Here is a 20191-nt window from a genome sequence, read left to right as displayed (position 1 = left end):
GAGGCCACACGCATGAACTGGGACGACACCACCGACGCCGACGGCGAGCGGCTGGTGGGCTCTGTCGCCGACCGCGAGGACCAGGCCGTCGAGGCCGCCCTGCGCCCGAAGGACCTGGGCGAGTTCATCGGCCAGGAGAAGGTCCGCGAGCAGCTCGACCTCGTGCTGCGCGCCGCCCGCGCGCGCGGCGCCACCGCCGACCATGTGCTGCTCTCGGGAGCCCCCGGCCTCGGCAAGACCACCCTCTCCATGATCATCGCCGCCGAGATGGAAGCCCCCATCCGCATCACCTCGGGCCCCGCCATCCAGCACGCCGGCGACCTCGCGGCGATCCTCTCCTCCCTCCAGGAGGGCGAGGTCCTCTTCCTCGACGAGATCCACCGCATGTCCCGGCCCGCCGAGGAGATGCTCTACATGGCGATGGAGGACTTCCGCGTCGACGTGATCGTCGGCAAGGGCCCCGGCGCCACCGCCATCCCGCTCGAACTGCCCCCGTTCACCCTGGTCGGCGCCACCACCCGCGCGGGCCTGCTGCCGCCCCCGCTGCGCGACCGCTTCGGTTTCACCGCGCACATGGAGTTCTACGAGCCCACCGAGCTGGAGCGGGTCGTCCACCGCTCCGCGAGTCTCCTGGACGTGGAGATCGACGCCGACGGCGCCGCGGAGATCGCGGGCCGCTCCCGCGGCACCCCCCGGATCGCCAACCGACTGCTGCGCCGCGTCCGGGACTACGCGCAGGTCAAGGCGGACGGAGTGATCACTCAGGACATCGCCGGGGCCGCCCTCGCCGTGTACGAGGTCGACACCCGGGGCCTGGACCGGCTGGACCGGGCCGTCCTCGAGGCCCTGCTCAAGCTCTTCGGCGGCGGACCCGTCGGCCTGTCCACGCTCGCCGTCGCGGTCGGCGAGGAACGTGAGACCGTGGAGGAGGTGGCCGAACCCTTCCTCGTACGGGAGGGGCTGCTCGCCCGCACCCCGCGCGGGCGGGTCGCCACCCCTGCCGCATGGGCACATCTCGGCCTCACGCCGCCCCGCCCGGGGACCTCCGGAAACGGACAAGGGGACCTGTTCGGGGCGTGACGGCGAGGAGGATGGTCAGGGCAGGAACCCCGGTGCCATGCTGAGCGTTGTTCCCTGCGCGCGGACTCGCTTAGACTCCGCCGATGCCACCCTTGTCGGCGGCACCACATACCCCCAACGATCAGGCCGTTCACCAGCGCGGTCGTGTGAAGGAAGTTCCGTCCCGTGAGTCTCCTGACCCTCCTCCCGTTCATTGTGCTCATCGGGGCCATGTTCCTGATGACCCGGTCGGCCAAGAAGAAGCAGCAGCAGGCCATCGACATGCGGAACCAGATGCAGCCCGGTTCCGGCGTCCGCACCATCGGGGGCATGTACGCCACGGTCAAGGAGGTCAGTGAGGACACGGTCCTCCTCGACGCCGGCCCCGGCGTGGACCTGCTGTTCGCCAAGAACTCGATCGGTGCCGTCCTGACCGACGAGGAGTACAACCGCATCGTCCACGGCATCGAGCACGACCTGAAGTCCGACGCCGACGTCGTCCCCGACGACGCCTCCTCCCTCACCGAGACCGACGACTCCTCCGACGCTGCCGCCGCATCCGACGACACGCCCGTCGACCTCGGCAAGAAGGACGCGGCCGACGAGCCGGCCGACGCCGAACCCGCCGACGAGGCGAAGGCGGACGCGCAGCCGAAGAAGTCCGACGGCGACTCCGAGGCGAAGTAGTCGTGTCCCGGGGCGCGCGGGCGGCACCCGCGCGCCCCGGGACTCGCCCGACTCGCACGAGGTCCCGACACCACGTCATGGCGGCCCGCCCGGTGATCCGGCGCGAGGCGGCCCGAGAGGGAGTACGAGAAGGTGGCAGCAGTCAAAAAGGGACGGAACGCGAGCGCCACAAGTAAGCCGTGGCGCTCGCTCGCTCTGATCCTTATCGCCATCGTGGCGCTCACCGGAGCGATGTTCGTCTCCGGTCACAAGACTCCGCGTCTCGGTATCGACCTGGCCGGCGGTACGAGCATCACGCTGGCAGCGGTCCCCGAGGCCGGCCAGGAGTCCGCGATCAACAAGACCAACATGGACACGGCGGTCTCCATCATGGAGCGCCGGGTCAACGGTCTCGGTGTGTCCGAGGCCGAGGTCCAGACGCAGGGCACCCGCAACATCATCGTCAACATTCCCAAGGGCACGAACTCCAAGCAGGCCCGGGAACAGGTCGGCACCACCGCCAAGCTGTACTTCCGTCCCGTCCTCGCCACCGAACTCGCCGGCGGCGGCGCCGCCCCGACGCCCAGCGCGACCGGCGACGGCTCCAAGCAGGACACCGGCCAGGACAAGGCGACCGACAAGGCCACGGACAAGTCCACGGAGAAGGCCACCGACGGCTCCTCCCCGTCGGCGAGCGCCACCACCCAGGGCCGTGCCGTCACCGACGCCCTGAAGGCCGACGAGACGCCCGCCGCCTCCCCGAGCGGCACGACCGGGGACGAGGCCAGCCCCTCCGCGACCGGCGGCACCTCCGGCGACGCGGACAGCAAGCTCCAGGCCCAGTACGCCGCGCTCGACTGCAGCAAGGAGAGCGTCCGCGCCAAGGCCGGTGACGGCTCCAAGTCCACGGACTCCACGGTCGCCTGTGGCCAGAACTCCCAGGGCCAGTGGCAGAAGTACCTCCTCGGCCCCGCCGCGGTCGACGGCACCGAGGTCGACAAGGCCGACGCCGTCCTGAACACCCAGTCCGGCGCCGGCTGGACCGTCACGATGGACTTCAGCGACAAGGGTTCCAAGAAGTTCGCCGACATCACCGGCAAGCTGGCCCAGAACCAGTCCCCGCAGAACCAGTTCGCCATCGTCCTGGACAACGAGGTCGTCTCCGACCCCTACGTCAGCCAGGCCCTGACCGGCGGCAGCGCCGAGATCTCCGGCAACTTCAATCAGCAGTCGTCCGAGGAACTGGCGAACATGCTGTCGTACGGCGCCCTGCCGCTGACCTTCCGCGAGGACAGTGTCACGACGGTCACCGCCGCGCTCGGCGGCGAGCAGCTGAAGGCCGGTCTGATCGCCGGCGCCATCGGCCTCGCCCTGGTCGTCATCTACCTGCTGCTCTACTACCGCGGCCTGTCCTTCATCGCCATCGCCTCCCTGCTGGTCTCCGCGGCACTCACCTACGTGATCATGTCGCTGCTCGGCCCGGCCATCGGCTTCGCGCTGAACCTGCCGGCCGTGTGCGGTGCCATCGTCGCGATCGGCATCACGGCGGACTCGTTCATCGTGTTCTTCGAACGGGTCCGGGACGAGATCCGCGAGGGCCGCACCCTGCGCCCCTCCGTGGAGCGGGCCTGGCCGCGCGCCCGGCGCACCATCCTGGTCTCCGACTTCGTGTCGTTCCTCGCCGCCGCGGTCCTCTTCGTGGTCACCGTCGGTAAGGTGCAGGGCTTCGCGTTCACGCTGGGTCTGACCACCGTCCTCGACGTCGTCGTGGTGTTCTTCTTCACCAAGCCGCTGCTGACGCTGATGGCCCGCCGGAAGTTCTTCGCCAGCGGCCACAAGTGGTCCGGTCTCGACCCGAAGGCACTGGGCGCGAAACCGCCCCTGCGCCGTACCCGCCGTACCTCCGCCCCCACGCAGACGAAGGAGGCGTGAGAGATGTCGAAACTCGGCACCCTCGGGGCCCGACTGCATCACGGTGAGGTCGGCTACGACTTCATCAAGAACCGCAAGATCTGGTACGGCATCTCCATCCTGATCACCATCACGGCCATCGTCGGCCTGGCGGTGCGCGGCCTGCACATGGGCATCGAGTTCCAGGGCGGCGCGGTCTTCACCACCCCGAAGAACATGACCGTCTCCGTCGCGACGGCCGAGGGCTACGCGGAGGACGCGTCCGGCCACGACGCGATCGTCCAGCAGCTCGGCGACGGCAGCATGCGCATCCAGGTCGCGGGCATCGACACCAAGACCTCGGACGGCATCAAGGACCAGCTCGCCAAGGACCTCAAGGTCGACGGCGAGCGGATCAACGCCGAACTGGTCGGCCCCAGCTGGGGCGAACAGATCGCCAACAAGGCCTGGCAGGGCCTCGGCATCTTCATGTTCCTCGTCGTGATCTATCTGGCGATCGCGTTCGAGTGGCGCATGGCCGTCGCCGCCTTCGTCGCCCTGATCCACGACATCACCATCACCGTCGGCATCTACGCCCTCGTCGGGTTCGAGGTGACGCCGGGCACGGTGATCGGTCTGCTCACCATCCTCGGCTACTCGCTGTACGACACGGTCGTCGTCTTCGACAGCCTCAAGGAACAGACCAGAGACATCACCAAGCAGACCCGCTGGACGTACAGCGAGATCGCGAACCGTTCGATCAACAGCACCCTGGTCCGCTCCATCAACACGACGGTGGTCGCGCTGCTGCCGGTCGGCGGTCTGCTGTTCATCGGCGGCGGTGTCCTCGGCGCCGGAATGCTGAACGACATCTCGCTGTCGCTGTTCGTCGGCCTCGCCGCCGGTGCGTACTCCTCGATCTTCATCGCCACGCCGCTCGTCGCCGACCTCAAGGAGCTCGAGCCGTCGATGAAGTCGCTGAAGAAGCGCGTCCTCGCCAAGCGCGCCCAGGGCGGGGCCACGGGCGGGACGCAGGACGCCGCGGTCACCGACGGGGACTACGACGACGAGGCGGAGGACGCCGCCCCCGCGGTAGTCGGCCCGCGCGGCCAGGCGGCGTCCCGTACCCGCGGGCGGGGCCGTCCCTCCGGGAAGCGCCGATGACCGAGATCCGGGACCTGCTCCTCAGCCGTATCCGGGACGTGGCGGACTACCCGGAGCCGGGCGTGATGTTCAAGGACATCACCCCGCTCCTGGCGGACCCCGCGGCGTTCACCGCGCTCAGTGACGCCCTGGCCGACATCGCCCGCGCCACCGGCGCCACGAAGATCGTCGGCCTGGAGGCCCGTGGATTCATCCTCGGCGCCCCGGTCGCGATCCGCGCGGGGCTCGGCTTCATCCCCGTACGCAAAGCGGGCAAGCTCCCCGGAGCGACCCTCAGCCAGGCGTACGACCTGGAGTACGGCTCCGCCGAGATCGAGGTGCACGCGGAGGACCTGAGCACCGCCGACCGCGTTCTGGTGGTCGACGACGTCCTCGCCACCGGCGGTACGGCGGAGGCGTCGGTCCAGCTCATCCGCAGGGCGGGCGCCGAGGTCGCGGGCCTGGCCGTCCTGATGGAGCTCGGCTTCCTCGGCGGCCGGGCCCGGCTGGAGCCGGTTCTGGGCGGCGCGCCGCTGGAGGCGCTGCTCATCGTCTGACCGCGTCGCCGACGCACACCACCACAGCGGGCGGGTCCGGATTCCTCCGGGCCCGCCCGCACGGCATGTCCGCGCGGGCGGGCCCTCTGGTTCCTGCCCGCGGAAACGCGTACGAGCTCCGTCGGGTGCGGGTGCGGGTGCGGGTGCGGGTCGCGCGGCCGGGCGCTCGCGGGGTGCCGTCGCGCCCGCCCAGGCGGGGTTGGGCGGTGGCCCGGTGTGGGCGCCGGCCTGCGGTGATGTGCGGCAGGAAGGGGGTTCGGGGGAGCGCCGGGGAATGCGGGGGGTGGCCTGGGTGTTGCGGGAGTGGAGGGGGATCACATCCGCCCGCAGGGCATCTGTGGCCGCGGGCTCGCTACCATGGGGGCTCCGGAGCCTGACCGGGGGACCCGGATCGCGCACGAGGAGTCCTCTTGCCAGACGAGGCCCAGCACCTGACCGCCGCCAAGCCCGAGTCCGCCTCGGCGGCCGCGGCGAAGCCCGCGCCGAGCGCGCCCCACGCGAAGAACGACTCGCGCGGGCCGGTCAAGCACGCCCAGTCCGCGCCGGTGGACAAGCCCGAGCAGCCGCGCCCCAAGCCGGCCCCTCCCGAGCGCTCCGCGACTCTCGCCCGCCCCAACACCGGCCAGCCCCGCTCCGGCTCCTCCAACCGCGTCCGCGCCCGCCTCGCCCGCCTCGGCGTCCAGCGCGCCAATCCGTACAACCCGGTCCTCGAGCCGCTGCTGCGGATCGTCCGCGGCAACGACCCCAAGATCGAGAACGCCACGCTCCGCCAGATCGAGCGCGCCTACCAGGTCGCCGAGCGCTGGCACCGCGGCCAGAAGCGCAAGAGCGGCGACCCGTACATCACGCACCCGCTCGCCGTGACCACCATCCTCGCCGAGCTGGGCATGGACCCGGCGACGCTGATGGCCGGCCTGCTGCACGACACCGTCGAGGACACCGAGTACGGCCTCGAGGACCTGCGCCGCGACTTCGGCGACGTCGTGACGCTCCTCGTCGACGGCGTCACCAAGCTGGACAAGGTCAAGTTCGGCGAGGCCGCGCAGGCCGAGACCGTACGCAAGATGGTCGTCGCCATGGCGAAGGACCCCCGCGTCCTGGTCATCAAGCTCGCCGACCGCCTGCACAACATGCGCACCATGCGCTACCTCAAGCGCGAGAAGCAGGAGAAGAAGGCGCGCGAGACCCTGGAGATCTACGCGCCGCTCGCCCACCGCCTGGGCATGAACACCATCAAGTGGGAGCTGGAGGACCTCGCCTTCGCGATCCTCTACCCCAAGATGTACGACGAGATCGTCCGCCTCGTCGCCGAGCGCGCCCCCAAGCGCGACGAGTACCTCGCCATCGTCACCGACGAGGTGCAGCAGGACCTGCGCGCCGCCCGGATCAAGGCCACCGTCACCGGCCGGCCCAAGCACTACTACAGCGTCTACCAGAAGATGATCGTCCGCGGCCGTGACTTCGCGGAGATCTACGACCTGGTGGGCATCCGCGTCCTCGTGGACACCGTCCGCGACTGCTACGCGGCCCTCGGCACGGTGCACGCGCGATGGAACCCGGTCCCCGGCCGGTTCAAGGACTACATCGCGATGCCCAAGTTCAACATGTACCAGTCGCTGCACACGACGGTCATCGGCCCCGGCGGCAAGCCCGTCGAGCTGCAGATCCGCACCTTCGACATGCACCGCCGCGCGGAGTACGGCATCGCCGCGCACTGGAAGTACAAGCAGGAGGCCGTCGCCGGCGCCTCCAAGGTCCGCACCGACGTGCCCAAGGGTTCCGGTAAGGACAAGGACGCCATCAACGACATGGCGTGGCTGCGACAGCTCCTCGACTGGCAGAAGGAGACCGAGGACCCGGGCGAGTTCCTGGAGTCCCTGCGCTTCGACCTGTCCCGCAACGAGGTCTTCGTCTTCACCCCCAAGGGCGACGTCATAGCGCTCCCCGCCGGTGCCACCCCGGTGGACTTCGCCTACGCGGTCCACACCGAGGTCGGACACCGCACCATCGGGGCACGGGTCAACGGCCGCCTCGTCCCGCTCGAGTCGACCCTCGACAACGGCGACCTGGTCGAGGTCTTCACCTCCAAGGCGGCCGGCGCGGGGCCCTCCCGCGACTGGCTCGGCTTCGTGAAGTCGCCGCGCGCCCGCAACAAGATCCGCGCCTGGTTCTCCAAGGAGCGCCGCGACGAGGCGATCGAGCAGGGCAAGGACTCCATCGTCCGCGCGATGCGCAAGCAGAACCTGCCGATCCAGCGCATCCTCACCGGCGACTCCCTGGTCACCCTGGCGCACGAGATGCGCTACTCGGACATCTCCGCGCTGTACGCGGCGATCGGCGAGGGCCATGTCTCCGCGCAGAACATCGTGCAGAAGCTCGTCCAGGCCCTCGGCGGCGAGGAGGCGGCCACCGAGGAGATCGACGAGTCGGTCCCGCCGGCCCGCAGCCGCAAACGCCGCTCCAGTGCCGACCCCGGTGTCGTCGTCAAGGGCGTCGATGACGTCTGGGTGAAGCTGGCCCGCTGCTGCACGCCGGTACCCGGCGATCCGATCATCGGATTCGTGACCCGCGGCAGCGGCGTATCGGTGCACCGCAGCGACTGCGTCAACGTCGACTCGCTGTCCCGGGAGCCCGAGCGGATCCTCGACGTCGAGTGGGCCCCCACCCAGTCCTCGGTGTTCCTGGTCGCCATCCAGGTCGAGGCCCTGGACCGGTCCCGGCTGCTGTCGGACGTCACCCGCGTCCTGTCCGACCAGCACGTCAACATCCTGTCCGCGGCCGTCCAGACCTCCCGCGACCGTGTCGCCACCTCCCGCTTCACCTTCGAGATGGGCGACCCCAAGCACCTGGGCCACGTCCTGAAGGCCGTACGCGGCGTGGAGGGCGTCTACGACGTCTACCGCGTCACCTCGGCCCGCAACCGCACGTAGGAACCCCGCAACCGCACGCCGGCACATGGAAGAGGGGCCCCGTACTTCGCGTACGGGGCCCCTCTTCCATGTGCCGGCGTGCGGCCTCAGCCGCCGAACTCGTGCAGACCCTTCAGCGCCTGGTCCAGCAGCGCCTGGCGGCCCGCCAGCTCCCGCTCGAGCTTGTCCGCCTTGGCGGAGTTGCCCTGCGCCCTGGCCTGCTCGATCTGGCCCCGCAGCTTGTCCACGGCGGCCTGGAGCTGACCCGTCAGACCCGCGGCACGCGCGCGTGCCTCCGGGTTCGTGCGGCGCCACTCCGACTCCTCGGCCTCCTGGAGCGCCCGCTCCACGGTGTGCATCCGGCCCTCGACCTTCGGGCGGGCGTCCCTCGGCACATGGCCGATGGCCTCCCAGCGCTCGTTGATCCCGCGGAACGCGGCCCGCGCGGCCTTCAGATCCGTGATCGGCAGAAGCTTCTCGGCCTCACCGGCCAGCTCCTCCTTGAGCTTGAGGTTCTCCGTCTGCTCCGCGTCCCGCTCGGCGAAGACCGAGCTGCGGGCGGCGAAGAAGACGTCCTGCGCACCGCGGAAGCGGTTCCACAGATCGTCCTCGTGCTCGCGCTGGGCGCGGCCCGCGGCCTTCCACTCCGTCATCAGCTCGCGGTAACGGGCGGCCGTCTGCCCCCAGTCCGTCGAGTTCGACAGCGACTCGGCCTCGGCGACCAGCCGCTCCTTGGCCTGGCGGGCGTCCTCGCGCTGCGCGTCCAGCTGCGCGAAGTGCTGCTTGCGCCGCTTGGAGAACGCCGACCGCGCGTGCGAGAACCGGTGCCACAGCTCGTCGTCCGACTTGCGGTCCAGCCGCGGCAGGCCCTTCCAGGTGTCCACCAGGGCCCGCAGCCGCTCACCGGCGGCCCGCCACTGGTCGGACTGCGCCAGCCCCTCCGCCTCGACGACCAGCGCCTCCTTGGCGTGCCGCGCCTCGTCGGACTGCTTGGCCCGCTGAGCCTTGCGCTCCTCACGGCGCGCGTCCACCAGTTCCACGAGCTTGTCCAGCCGGGCCCTGAGCGCGTCCAGGTCCCCGACCGCGTGATGGGCGTCCACCTGCTCGCGCAGATGCCCGATCGCGGTCTGGGCGTCCTTGGACGACAGGTCGGTGGTCTTCACTCGCTTCTCGAGGAGGCCGATCTCGACAACCAGGCCTTCGTACTTGCGCTCGAAGTAGGCCAGAGCCTCCTCGGGGGAGCCGGCCTGCCAGGAACCGACGACCTGCTCGCCGTCGGCCGTACGCACGTACACGGTCCCCGTCTCGTCGACGCGGCCCCACGGGTCGCTGCTCACAGCGCCTCCTCCACATGATGCCGTCGAGGGGGCCTCGAAGCTCCCCCGGGCATCGTCCACAGTTTCGTCACGGCCAACATAGGCGACCGACGGGATGCCTGTCCGCATCCCGCGCGACCGAAATTTCGCAGTTGGGGGTCAGGATTCGGTGACGGTCGCCTTGTCGATCACGACCGTCGCGTTGGGCGCCCCGTCGCCGGCTCCGGTGCTCTCTCCGGCCCCGGCGATCTTCTGCAGGACCTTCATGCCGGCGTCCGAGAGAGTGCCGAACGGTGTGTAGCTGGGCGGGAGCTGACTGTCCTGGTAGACCAGGAAGAACTGGCTGCCGCCACTGTCCTTCTGCCCGGTGTTGGCCATCGCGACCGTGCCCGCCGGGTAGATGTTGTCCTTCAGGCTTTTGTCCTTCAGGTTCTCGTCCGGGATCGTGTAGCCGGGACCGCCGGTGCCCATGCCCGTCGGGTCACCGCACTGCAGCACGTAGATGCCGTTCGTGGTGAGCCGGTGGCACTTGCTGTGGTCGAAGTAGCCCTTGTTCGCGAGGAAGTCGAACGAGTTGACCGTGTGCGGGGCCGCCGACGCCTTCAGGTCCACGTCGATGGCGCCACAGGTCGTGTCCAGCGTCAGGGTGTACTTCGCCGACTTGTCGATGGACATCGCCGGCTCCTTCTTCCAGGTCTCCGACTTGACCTTGCCCTCCGCGGGCTTCTCGCAGGGGTCCGGCGCCTTGCTCGGCGCGGAGGGGCTCGGCGTGACCTCCGCGTTCGCGTTGGTCTTGTCGTCGTCCTGCTCCAGCGCCCCGGTCGCGTACAGCGCGCCGCTGCCCACGAGGATCACACCGAGCACGGACGCGATCACCGAGGTGCGCATCCGCGACTTCCGCCGCGCCTGAGTGCGCCGCTGCTGCTGCCGCAAGAACTTCTCCCGGGCGAGCTGACGCCGCCGCTGTTCCTGGCTGACCACCGGGTTCTCTCCTCAATGCGTCTCGTGTACCGGCCGGTACGCGTGCGTGCGTGCGGTGATGCCGGCCGCCTGCGTGTGCCCCGTACCGTATATGGGTTCGCTGAGGAATCGGCAGCGCCGGTAGGCTCTGACCACGGGCGCAGCCCCGTCGCAAGCCTCCCGTATCCGCACAACGAAGGACGATCGTGCTCATTGCCGGGTTCCCCGCCGGGGCCTGGGGGACGAACTGTTATCTCGTCGCCCCCGCCGCCGGTGAGGAGTGCGTGATCATCGACCCCGGCCATCAGGCCGCCGACGGCGTCGCGGAGGCGGTCCGCAAGCACCGGCTCAAGCCCGTCGCCGTCGTCCTCACCCACGGCCACATCGACCATGTCGCCTCGGTCGTCCCGGTGTGCGGAGCGCACGGCGTACCGGCCTGGATCCACCCCGGGGACCGGTACATGATGAGCGACCCCGAGAAGGGCATCGGACGCGCCATCGGCATGCCGCTGATGGGCGAGCTGACGGTGGGGGAGCCGGACGACGTCAAGGAGCTCACCGACGGCGCGAAGCTGGGGCTGGCCGGTCTGGAACTGACCGTGTCCCACGCGCCGGGCCATACCAAGGGGTCGGTGACCTTCGGCCTGCCCGAGGCGGCGGACATCCCGCCCGTCTTCTTCTCGGGCGACCTGCTGTTCGCCGGCTCCATCGGACGCACCGACCTGCCCGGCGGTGACATGGCCGAGATGCTCGACTCGCTGGCACGCGTGTGCCTGCCGCTCGACGACTCGACCGTGGTGCTGTCCGGCCACGGCCCCCAGACGACCATCGGCCAGGAGCGCGCCACCAACCCGTATCTGCGGCAGGTGGCGGCAGACCGTCAAGAACGCGGCGCCACCGAGGCTCCCCGACGAGGAATGTGACGAGACCTTCCGTGAGCACCTTCAAGGCCCCCAGGGGCACCTACGACCTGATCCCGCCGGACAGCGCCACGTACCTCGCCGTCCGCGAGGCCATCGCCGCGCCGCTGCGGGGCGCCGGCTACGGCTACATCGAGACGCCCGGCTTCGAGAGCGTCGAGCTGTTCGCGCGCGGTGTCGGCGAGTCCACCGACATCGTCACCAAGGAGATGTACGCCTTCGAGACCAAGGGCGGCGACCGGCTCGCCCTGCGCCCCGAGGGCACCGCCTCCGTGCTGCGCGCCGCCCTGGAGGCCAACCTGCACAAGGCGGGCAACCTCCCGGTCAAGCTCTGGTACTCCGGCTCGTACTACCGCTACGAGCGCCCCCAGAAGGGCCGTTACCGCCACTTCTCGCAGGTGGGCGCCGAGGCGATCGGCGCGGAGGACCCGGCACTCGACGCCGAGCTGATCATCCTCGCCGACCAGGCGTACCGCTCGCTGGGCCTGCAGAACTTCCGCATCCTGCTCAACAGCCTCGGCGACAAGGAGTGCCGTCCCGTGTACCGGGCCGCGCTCCAGGACTTCCTGCGCGGACTCGACCTGGACGAGGACACGCTGCGCCGCGCCGAGATCAACCCGCTGCGCGTCCTGGACGACAAGCGCGAGTCGGTGCAGAAGCAGCTCACCGGCGCGCCCCTGCTGCGGGACTACCTCTGCGACGCCTGCAAGGCGTACCACGAGGAGGTCCGTGAACTGATCACGGCGGCGGGCGTCTCCTTCGAGGACGACGCCAAGCTGGTGCGCGGACTGGACTACTACACGCGCACCACCTTCGAGTTCGTCCACGACGGCCTCGGCTCCCAGTCCGCGGTGGGCGGCGGCGGCCGCTACGACGGACTGTCCGAGATGATCGGCGGCCCCGCGCTGCCGTCCGTCGGCTGGGCCCTCGGCGTCGACCGCACCGTGCTGGCCCTGGAGGCGGAGGGGGTCGAGCTCGAACTCCCCACCACCACCAGCGTGTTCGCCGTCCCGCTCGGCGAGGAGGCCCGCCGGGTGCTGTTCGCCAAGGTCACCGAGCTGCGCAAGAACGGCGTGGCCGCGGACTTCTCGTACGGCGCCAAGGGTCTCAAGGCGGCGATGAAGGCCGCCAACCGCTCGGGCGCCCGCTACGCCCTGGTGCTCGGCGAGCGCGACCTCGCCGAGGGCGTGGTCCAGCTCAAGGACATGGAGTCCGGCGAGCAGTCGGCGGTCGGCGTCAACGAGATCGTGGCGGAACTGGAGTCACGGCTCGGCTGAGCCCCACGCACCCACCGAGGCGCCGGTGCCCCGCGCGGGGCACCGGCGCCTTCGCCGTCACCCGGCCGGATGACCCGGAAGGGATCGTGTGTACGGCCCTCCCACAGGGATCGGCCGAAACCCCACGCCCACGGGCGAACCCCGGTATGTCCTTATGCCCGCACAACGGCGCACCCACAGCTCCGTGCGGCACAATGGCCCCTGCCCGAAGCAGGTCCACACTCTCCAGTGACGGAATCGGCGTGATGAGCAAGACGACAGTCAGGGACGTCGACATGGAGCCCGAGCCCTCGGCCGCACCGCGGCGCACCGCCTCCGCGCCGCGCACGGAAGGCGCGAGCCGGGCCTTCGCCCTGCTCCTGGTGATCACCGGTGCCGCCGGTGTACTCGCCGCCTGGGTGATCACGCTCGACAAGTTCAAACTGCTCGAGGCCAAGGTCAAGGGCGAGACCTTCGTCCCCGGCTGCAGCCTCAACCCCGTCGTCTCCTGCGGCAGTGTCATGGAGAGCGACCAGGCGTCCGTCTTCGGCTTCCCCAACCCGATGCTCGGCCTCGTCACCTACGGCATCGTCGTCTGCGTCGGCATGAGCCTGCTCGCCCGGGCCCGCTTCCCGCGCTGGTACTGGCTCACGCTCAACGCGGGCACGCTCTTCGGCGTCGTCTTCTGCGCCTGGCTGATGTTCCAGTCGCTGTACCGGATCAACGCCCTGTGCCTGTGGTGCTGCCTGGCCTGGGTCGCCACGATCATCATGTTCTGGTACGTGACGTCGTTCAACGTCCGCCAGGGCTTCCTGCCCGCCCCCGGCTGGCTGAAGAGCTTCTTCGGCGAGTTCACCTGGGTCATGCCGGTCCTGCACATCGGCATCATCGGCATGCTGATCCTGACCCGCTGGTGGGAGTTCTGGACCAGCTGATCACCCGGCGGGGCGTTGTCGGTGGGGTGGCTTAGGGTTTCAGCGTGGAGCCCGACCTGTTCACCGCCGCAGCCGAAGAACGCCAGGAGAAGGATCCGACCGGCAGTCCCCTGGCGGTCCGGATGCGCCCGCGCACCCTCGACGAGGTGGTGGGCCAGCAACACCTGCTGAAGCCGGGATCCCCCCTGCGCAGACTCGTCGGCGAGGGAACCTCGGGCCCCGCCGGGCCCTCCTCGGTGATCCTCTGGGGCCCGCCCGGCACCGGCAAGACGACCCTCGCCTACGTCGTCTCCAAGGCCACCAACAAGCGCTTCGTCGAACTGTCGGCGATCACCGCGGGCGTCAAGGAGGTCCGTACGGTCATCGACGGCGCCCGCCGCGCCGCCGGCGGGTACGGCCAGGAGACCCTCCTCTTCCTCGACGAGATCCACCGCTTCAGCAAGGCCCAGCAGGACTCCCTGCTCCCCGCCGTGGAGAACCGCTGGGTCACCCTGATCGCCGCCACCACCGAGAACCCCTACTTCTCGGTCATCTCCCCGCTGCTCTCCCGCTCCCTCCTCCTCACCCTCGAACCGCTCACCGACGACGACGTCCGGGACCTGCTGAAGCGCGCCCTCACCGACGAGCGGGGCCTGAAGGGCGCCGTCACGCTCCCCGGGGACACCGAGAACCACTTCCTGCGGATCGCGGGCGGCGACGCCCGCCGCGCGCTCACCGCCCTGGAGGCCGCCGCCGGAGCCGCGCTGGACAAGGGCGAGGCGTCGATCACCCTGGCCACGCTGGAGGAGACGGTCGACCGGGCCGCGGTGAAGTACGACCGCGACGGCGACCAGCACTACGACGTCGCCAGCGCCCTGATCAAATCCATCCGCGGCTCCGACGTGGACGCAGCCCTGCACTACCTGGCCCGCATGATCGAAGCCGGTGAGGACCCCCGCTTCATCGCCCGCCGCCTGATGATCTCCGCCAGCGAGGACATCGGCCTCGCCGACCCGGGCGCGCTGCCCATCGCGGTCGCCGCCGCCCAGGCCGTCGCCATGATCGGTTTCCCCGAGGCGGCCCTCACCCTCAGCCACGCCACCATCGCCCTCGCACTGGCCCCCAAGTCCAACGCGGCCACCACCGCGATCGGCGCCGCCCTGGACGACGTACGCAAGGGACTGGCCGGACCCGTGCCGTCGCATCTGCGGGACAGCCACTACAAGGGCGCGACCAAGCTGGGGCACGGCAAGGGCTACACCTACCCGCACGACCTGCCCGAGGGCATCGCCGCCCAGCAGTACGCGCCGGACGCCCTCAAGGACCGCACGTACTACGAGCCCACCCGGCACGGCGCGGAGGCGAGATACGCGGACGCGGTGGAGTGGACCAGGAAGCACCTCGGTCGGAAGCGGTCCTGACCACCCTGTAGACTCTCCGCAGTGCTGAGTCCCGTGTCCGGCCCCGGTCGGCGCCTCAGGCGGGACATCCAGCCGGATCCTTCGATCCAGGAGCGTCGCGCACCGTCGTAGGTGTCGCGGGCAGCCCACCACCACCCCGTAAGTCCAGGGACCGGTCGGTGGGCCGTTCGTGTGCTGCACGTATGTGCCCAGACCAGGGAGCGGCTGCCCACCGGGTCCTCACCGACCCGAGGGGAAATCCCCGGCTGCGGATGCGACCTCCCGTAACCCTGAGGCAGCCGAAAAGGAAAAGGAAAAGAAGTGGCGAACCAGCCCCGCCCCAAGGTCAAGAAGTCGCGTGCCCTCGGCATCGCGCTGACCCCCAAGGCCGTCAAGTACTTCGAGGCCCGTCCCTACCCGCCGGGTGAGCACGGTCGTGGCCGCAAGCAGAACTCGGACTACAAGGTCCGTCTGCTGGAGAAGCAGCGTCTGCGCGCGCAGTACGACGTGTCCGAGCGCCAGCTCGTTCGCGCCTACGAGCGTGCCGCGAAGACCACGATGAAGACCGGTGAGGCCCTGGTCATCGAGCTGGAGCGCCGTCTCGACGCCCTGGTTCTGCGTTCGGGCATCGCCCGCACGATCTACCAGGCCCGTCAGATGGTCGTGCACGGCCACATCCAGGTCAACGGCAAGAAGGTCGACAAGCCCTCCTTCCGTGTCCGCCCGGACGACGTGGTGCAGGTCCGTGAGCGCAGCAAGGAGAAGACCCTCTTCACGATCGCCCGTGAAGGCGGCTTCGCCCCCGACGGTGAGACCCCGCGCTACCTCCAGGTGAACCTCAAGTCCCTGGCGTTCCGCCTGGACCGCGAGCCGAACCGCAAGGAGATCCCGGTGATCTGCGACGAGCAGCTCGTCGTCGAGTACTACGCCCGCTGACCCCAGCAGGCGCGCGGTATCCCGAGCCCGCCGTCTCCCCGCCCCCTGTGGGCGGGCGAGGCGGCGGGTTCGTCGTCTCTTCCCGCGACTCCACCCGCGGCGGACGGTAATCCGGTACGGAGTCCCGTCACCGGCGCGATAGGCTCGGGCGCACGACTTTTCTCGATGTTCAGGCGCGTTTCAAGGGAGCGGGTGCACACAGTGTCCGGTGGCGAGGTGGCCGGAATCCTGGTGGCCGTGTTCTGGGCGATCCTGGTCTCCTTCCTCGCGGTCGCGCTCGCGAGGCTGGCCCAGACGCTCCGGGCGACCACCAGGCTGGTGGCGGACGTGACCGACCAGGCCGTCCCCCTGCTGGCGGACGCCTCCGCGGCGGTGCGGTCCGCGCAGACCCAGATCGAGCGGGTCGACGCGATCGCCTCCGACGTCCAGGAGGTCACCTCCAACGCCTCCGCGCTGTCGACCACCGTGGCCTCCACCTTCGGCGGCCCCCTGGTCAAGGTCGCCGCCTTCGGCTACGGCGTGCGCCGCGCCGTCAGCGGCCGCAAGGACGACGCCCCGGCCGAGCGGTCGCGGCGCGACGTGATCGTGGGCCGCACGGTACCGGGCGCGCGGCGGGAAAAGCGGACCCGGGGAAAGAAGGACTGACCCAGCGATGTTCCGCCGAACGTTCTGGTTCACCACCGGCGTCGCCGCCGGAGTGTGGGCCACCACCAAGGTCAACCACAAGCTCAAGCAGCTGACGCCCGAGAACCTCGCCGTCACCGCGGCGAACAAGGCGATCGAGGCCGGCGGCCGGCTCAAGGACCGGGCTGTGGACTTCGCGCTCGAGGTCCGCGACCACATGGACCGGCGCGAGGCCGAACTCGGCGACGCGCTCGGCCTTGCCGCCCCCGTCGACCGTGAACTCCCCGCGGCCCGCGGCTACGCCGTCATCGAGAACCGCAACAGCACCAAGTACGTCGAGGGCCCGGCACTCGAGCCGCGCCAGACGTACCCGACGCACCCGTACAACCGGAATGAGGACCACTGATGGAGTCGGCCGAGATCCGCCGCCGCTGGCTGAGCTTCTTCGAGGAGCGCGGGCACACCGTCGTCCCTTCGGCGTCGCTCATCGCGGACGACCCGACTCTGCTGCTCGTCCCGGCCGGCATGGTGCCCTTCAAGCCCTACTTCCTGGGCGAGGTCAAGCCGCCCTTCGACCGCGCCACCAGCGTGCAGAAGTGCGTGCGCACCCCCGACATCGAAGAAGTCGGCAAGACCACCCGCCACGGCACGTTCTTCCAGATGTGCGGCAACTTCTCCTTCGGCGACTACTTCAAGGAAGGCGCCGTCAAGTACGCCTGGGAGCTGCTCACCAGCGCCCAGGACAAGGGCGGTTACGGCCTCGACCCCGAGCGCCTGTGGATCACCGTCTACCAGGACGACGACGAGGCCGAGCGAATCTGGCGCGATGTCGTCGGCGTGCCCGCCGAACGCATCCAGCGCCTGGGCAAGAAGGACAACTTCTGGTCCATGGGCGTCCCCGGCCCCTGCGGCCCCTGCTCCGAGATCAACTACGACCGCGGCCCCGAGTTCGGCGTCGAGGGCGGCCCCGCCGTCAACGACGAGCGGTACGTGGAGATCTGGAACCTCGTCTTCATGCAGTACGAGCGGGGCGAGGGCACCGGCAAGGACGACTTCGAGATCCTCGGGGACCTGCCGAGCCAGAACATCGACACGGGCCTCGGCCTGGAGCGCCTCGCCATGATTCTGCAGGGCGTGCAGAACATGTACGAGATCGACACCTCCATGGCCGTCATCAACAAGGCCACCGAGCTGACCGGCGTGGCCTACGGCGACGCCCACGCCTCGGACGTCTCCCTGCGCGTGGTCACCGACCACATGCGTACGTCCGTGATGCTCATCGGCGACGGCGTCACCCCCGGCAACGAGGGCCGCGGCTACGTACTGCGCCGTATCATGCGCCGCGCCATCCGCAACATGCGCCTCCTCGGCGCCACCGGCCCGGTCGTCAAGGACCTCATCGACGTCGTCATCGCCATGATGGGACAGCAGTACCCGGAGCTGATCACCGACCGCGAGCGCATCGAGAAGGTCGCCCTCGCCGAGGAGAACGCCTTCCTCAAGACACTGAAGGCCGGCACCAACATCCTCGACACCGCCGTCACCGAGACCAAGCGGTCCGGTGGCAAGGTCCTGGCCGGCGACAAGGCCTTCCTGCTCCACGACACCTGGGGCTTCCCGATCGACCTCACCCTGGAGATGGCCGCCGAGCAGGGCCTCTCCGTGGACGAGGACGGCTTCCGCCGCCTGATGAAGGATCAGCGGGAGCGCGCCAAGGCCGACGCCCGGGCCAAGAAGACCGGCCACGCCGGCGCCGGCGCCTACCGGGAGATCGCCGACCAGGCCGGCGCCACCGACTTCGTCGGCTACTCCGACACCGAGAGCGAGTCCACGATCGTCGGCATCCTCGTCGACGGCGCCTCCTCCCCGGCCGCCACCGAGGGCGACGAGGTCGAGATCGTCCTCGACCGCACCCCGTTCTACGCCGAGGGCGGCGGCCAGATCGGCGACACCGGCCGCATCAAGGTCGACACCGGCGCCGTCGTCGAGATCCGCGACTGCCAGAAGCCCGTCCCGGGCGTGTACGTCCACAAGGGCGTCGTCCAGGTCGGCGAGGTCACCGTCGGCGCCAAGGCCCAGGCGTCCATCGACGGCCGCCGCCGTACGGCCATCGCCCGCGCCCACTCGGCCACCCACCTCACCCACCAGGCCCTGCGCGACGCCCTCGGCCCGACGGCCGCCCAGGCCGGTTCCGAGAACCAGCCCGGCCGCTTCCGCTTCGACTTCGGCTCCCCGTCGGCCGTACCGACGGCCGTGATGACCGACGTCGAGCAGAAGATCAACGAGGTGCTCGCCCGCGACCTCGACGTCCGCGCCGACGTCATGGGCATCGACGAGGCCAGGAAGCAGGGCGCCATCGCCGAGTTCGGCGAGAAGTACGGCGAGCGCGTGCGCGTCGTCACCATCGGCGACTTCTCCAAGGAGCTGTGCGGCGGCACCCATGTGCACAACACCGCCCAGCTGGGCCTGGTGAAGCTGCTCGGCGAATCCTCCATCGGCTCCGGAGTGCGCCGTATCGAGGCCCTCGTCGGCGTGGACGCCTACAACTTCCTCGCCCGTGAGCACACGGTCGTCGCCCAGCTCCAGGAGCTGATCAAGGGGCGCCCCGAGGAGCTTCCGGAGAAGGTCTCCGCCATGCTCGGCAAGCTGAAGGACGCCGAGAAGGAGATCGAGAGGTTCCGCGCCGAGAAGGTGCTCCAGGCCGCCGCCGGTCTCGCCGAGTCCGCCAAGGACGTCCGCGGCATCGCCGTCGTCACCGGTCAGGTCCCCGACGGCACCACGCCGGACGACCTGCGCAAGCTGGTCCTCGACGTACGCGGCCGCATCCAGGGCGGCCGGGCCGTCGTCGTCGCCCTGTTCACCGTGAACAACGGCAAGCCGCTGACGGTCATCGCCACCAACGACGCCGCCCGCGAGCGCGGCCTCAAGGCCGGTGAACTGGTCCGCACCGCCGCCAAGACCCTCGGCGGCGGCGGTGGCGGCAAGCCGGACGTCGCCCAGGGCGGCGGCCAGAACCCGGCCGCCGTCGGCGAGGCCGTCGACGCCGTCGAGCGGCTCGTGGCGGACACCGCCAAGTGACCGGCAACCAGGGCGACGCCCCGGCCCTGCGCCGGGGCCGCCGGCTCGCCTTCGACGTGGGGGACGCCCGGATCGGGGTCGCCTCGTGCGACCCCGACGGGATCCTCGCCACGCCGGTGGAGACGGTGCCCGGCCGGGACGTCCCGGCCGCGCACCGGCGGCTGCGGCAACTCGTCGAGGAGTACGAGCCGATCGAGGTCGTCGTCGGCCTCCCCCGCTCCCTCAAGGGCGGCGAGGGACCGGCCGCGGCCAAGGTCAGGGGCTTCGCACAGGAACTGGCACGCGGTATCGCGCCCGTTCCGGTGCGGCTGGTCGACGAGCGGATGACCACGGTCACGGCGAGTCAGGGACTGCGCGCCTCCGGCGTCGGATCCAGGAAGGGCAGGTCGGTGATCGACCAGGTCGCCGCCGTGATCATCCTCCAGCAGGCGCTGGAATCCGAACGGGTGTCAGGCAGACCACCCGGTGAGGGCGTCGAAGTGGTCATCTGATCGCGATACGGTAACGTTCCGCGCGATGCGGACGGTGTTCGAACAGCCGCCGCACAGAGAGAGGCGGGACGG

Annotated in this window: 17 protein-coding genes; 15 read left to right on the top strand and 2 right to left on the bottom strand. The window is 70.1% G+C overall.

Annotated elements, in window-relative coordinates:
* Positions 1-12 precede the first annotated feature (12 nt).
* The 6 genes from ruvB to relA all read left to right on the top strand — a co-directional run bounded on the left by ruvB (position 13) and on the right by relA (position 8245).
* Complete coding sequence (gene ruvB, locus IF28_RS0119185) at positions 13-1080, top strand: Holliday junction branch migration DNA helicase RuvB (RefSeq protein WP_030221684.1); 1068 nt, start codon at positions 13-15, stop codon at positions 1078-1080.
* 165 nt (positions 1081-1245) lie between these two features.
* The gene (gene yajC / locus IF28_RS0119180; RefSeq protein ID WP_030221680.1) at positions 1246-1746 is read left to right on the top strand and encodes a preprotein translocase subunit YajC; all 501 of its coding nucleotides are present in this window, start codon (positions 1246-1248) and stop codon (positions 1744-1746) included.
* Positions 1747-1878: 132 nt separating this feature from the next.
* Entirely contained in the window at positions 1879-3657 is a 1779-nt protein-coding gene (gene secD, locus IF28_RS0119175) for a protein translocase subunit SecD (protein ID WP_078621259.1), read from the top strand.
* 3 nt (positions 3658-3660) lie between these two features.
* Positions 3661-4779: a protein translocase subunit SecF gene (secF, locus tag IF28_RS0119170; RefSeq protein WP_030221675.1), complete on the top strand. Its 1119-nt coding sequence runs from the start codon at positions 3661-3663 to the stop codon at positions 4777-4779.
* On the top strand, positions 4776-5315 hold the full coding sequence (locus tag IF28_RS0119165) for an adenine phosphoribosyltransferase (RefSeq protein WP_030221672.1): 540 nt from the start codon (positions 4776-4778) through the stop codon (positions 5313-5315). Before secF ends, IF28_RS0119165 begins: the two co-directional genes overlap by 4 nt.
* 410 nt (positions 5316-5725) lie before the next feature.
* Positions 5726-8245: a GTP pyrophosphokinase gene (gene relA / locus IF28_RS0119160; protein WP_030221668.1), complete on the top strand. Its 2520-nt coding sequence runs from the start codon at positions 5726-5728 to the stop codon at positions 8243-8245.
* An 86-nt stretch (positions 8246-8331) separates the two neighbouring features.
* Here the strand turns inward: relA and IF28_RS0119155 are convergent, their stop codons facing one another.
* Together IF28_RS0119155 and IF28_RS0119150 are read right to left on the bottom strand one after the other, a co-directional pair.
* Positions 8332-9561: a DUF349 domain-containing protein gene (locus IF28_RS0119155; RefSeq protein WP_030221666.1), complete on the bottom strand. Its 1230-nt coding sequence runs from the start codon at positions 9559-9561 to the stop codon at positions 8332-8334.
* Positions 9562-9699: 138 nt separating this feature from the next.
* The gene (locus tag IF28_RS0119150) at positions 9700-10521 is read right to left on the bottom strand and encodes a peptidylprolyl isomerase (protein WP_030221664.1); all 822 of its coding nucleotides are present in this window, start codon (positions 10519-10521) and stop codon (positions 9700-9702) included.
* 185 nt (positions 10522-10706) lie between these two features.
* Here IF28_RS0119150 and IF28_RS0119145 point away from each other — a divergent pair, with 185 nt between their 5' ends.
* The 9 genes from IF28_RS0119145 to ruvX all read left to right on the top strand — a co-directional run bounded on the left by IF28_RS0119145 (position 10707) and on the right by ruvX (position 20119).
* Complete coding sequence (locus tag IF28_RS0119145; RefSeq protein ID WP_030221662.1) at positions 10707-11423, top strand: MBL fold metallo-hydrolase; 717 nt, start codon at positions 10707-10709, stop codon at positions 11421-11423.
* A gap of 11 nt (positions 11424-11434) precedes the next feature.
* The gene (hisS, locus tag IF28_RS0119140; RefSeq protein WP_030221659.1) at positions 11435-12697 is read left to right on the top strand and encodes a histidine--tRNA ligase; all 1263 of its coding nucleotides are present in this window, start codon (positions 11435-11437) and stop codon (positions 12695-12697) included.
* A gap of 245 nt (positions 12698-12942) precedes the next feature.
* On the top strand, positions 12943-13611 hold the full coding sequence (locus IF28_RS0119135; RefSeq protein ID WP_030221657.1) for a vitamin K epoxide reductase family protein: 669 nt from the start codon (positions 12943-12945) through the stop codon (positions 13609-13611).
* 44 nt (positions 13612-13655) lie between these two features.
* A complete protein-coding gene (locus IF28_RS0119130) occupies positions 13656-15011 on the top strand; it encodes a replication-associated recombination protein A (RefSeq protein ID WP_030221655.1) in 1356 nt (451 codons plus the stop codon).
* Between the two features lie 300 nt (positions 15012-15311).
* Positions 15312-15926, top strand: coding sequence for a 30S ribosomal protein S4 (gene rpsD, locus IF28_RS0119125; protein ID WP_030221654.1), 615 nt, complete (start codon positions 15312-15314; stop codon positions 15924-15926).
* A gap of 192 nt (positions 15927-16118) precedes the next feature.
* The gene (locus IF28_RS0119120) at positions 16119-16571 is read left to right on the top strand and encodes a DUF948 domain-containing protein (RefSeq protein WP_106982090.1); all 453 of its coding nucleotides are present in this window, start codon (positions 16119-16121) and stop codon (positions 16569-16571) included.
* Between the two features lie 7 nt (positions 16572-16578).
* Positions 16579-16956 (top strand): hypothetical protein, encoded by a 378-nt coding sequence (locus tag IF28_RS0119115; protein WP_030221648.1) that lies wholly within the window; start codon positions 16579-16581, stop codon positions 16954-16956.
* On the top strand, positions 16956-19628 hold the full coding sequence (gene alaS / locus IF28_RS0119110; RefSeq protein WP_030221645.1) for an alanine--tRNA ligase: 2673 nt from the start codon (positions 16956-16958) through the stop codon (positions 19626-19628). Before IF28_RS0119115 ends, alaS begins: the two co-directional genes overlap by 1 nt.
* On the top strand, positions 19625-20119 hold the full coding sequence (gene ruvX / locus IF28_RS0119105) for a Holliday junction resolvase RuvX (protein ID WP_030221642.1): 495 nt from the start codon (positions 19625-19627) through the stop codon (positions 20117-20119). Before alaS ends, ruvX begins: the two co-directional genes overlap by 4 nt.
* Positions 20120-20191 lie beyond the last annotated feature (72 nt).

It is taken from the genome of Streptomyces sp. NRRL WC-3626 (genome assembly GCF_000718785.1).
GTDB lineage: Bacteria > Actinomycetota > Actinomycetes > Streptomycetales > Streptomycetaceae > Streptomyces > Streptomyces edwardsiae.
This window is presented reverse-complemented; position numbering and strand designations above follow the sequence as displayed.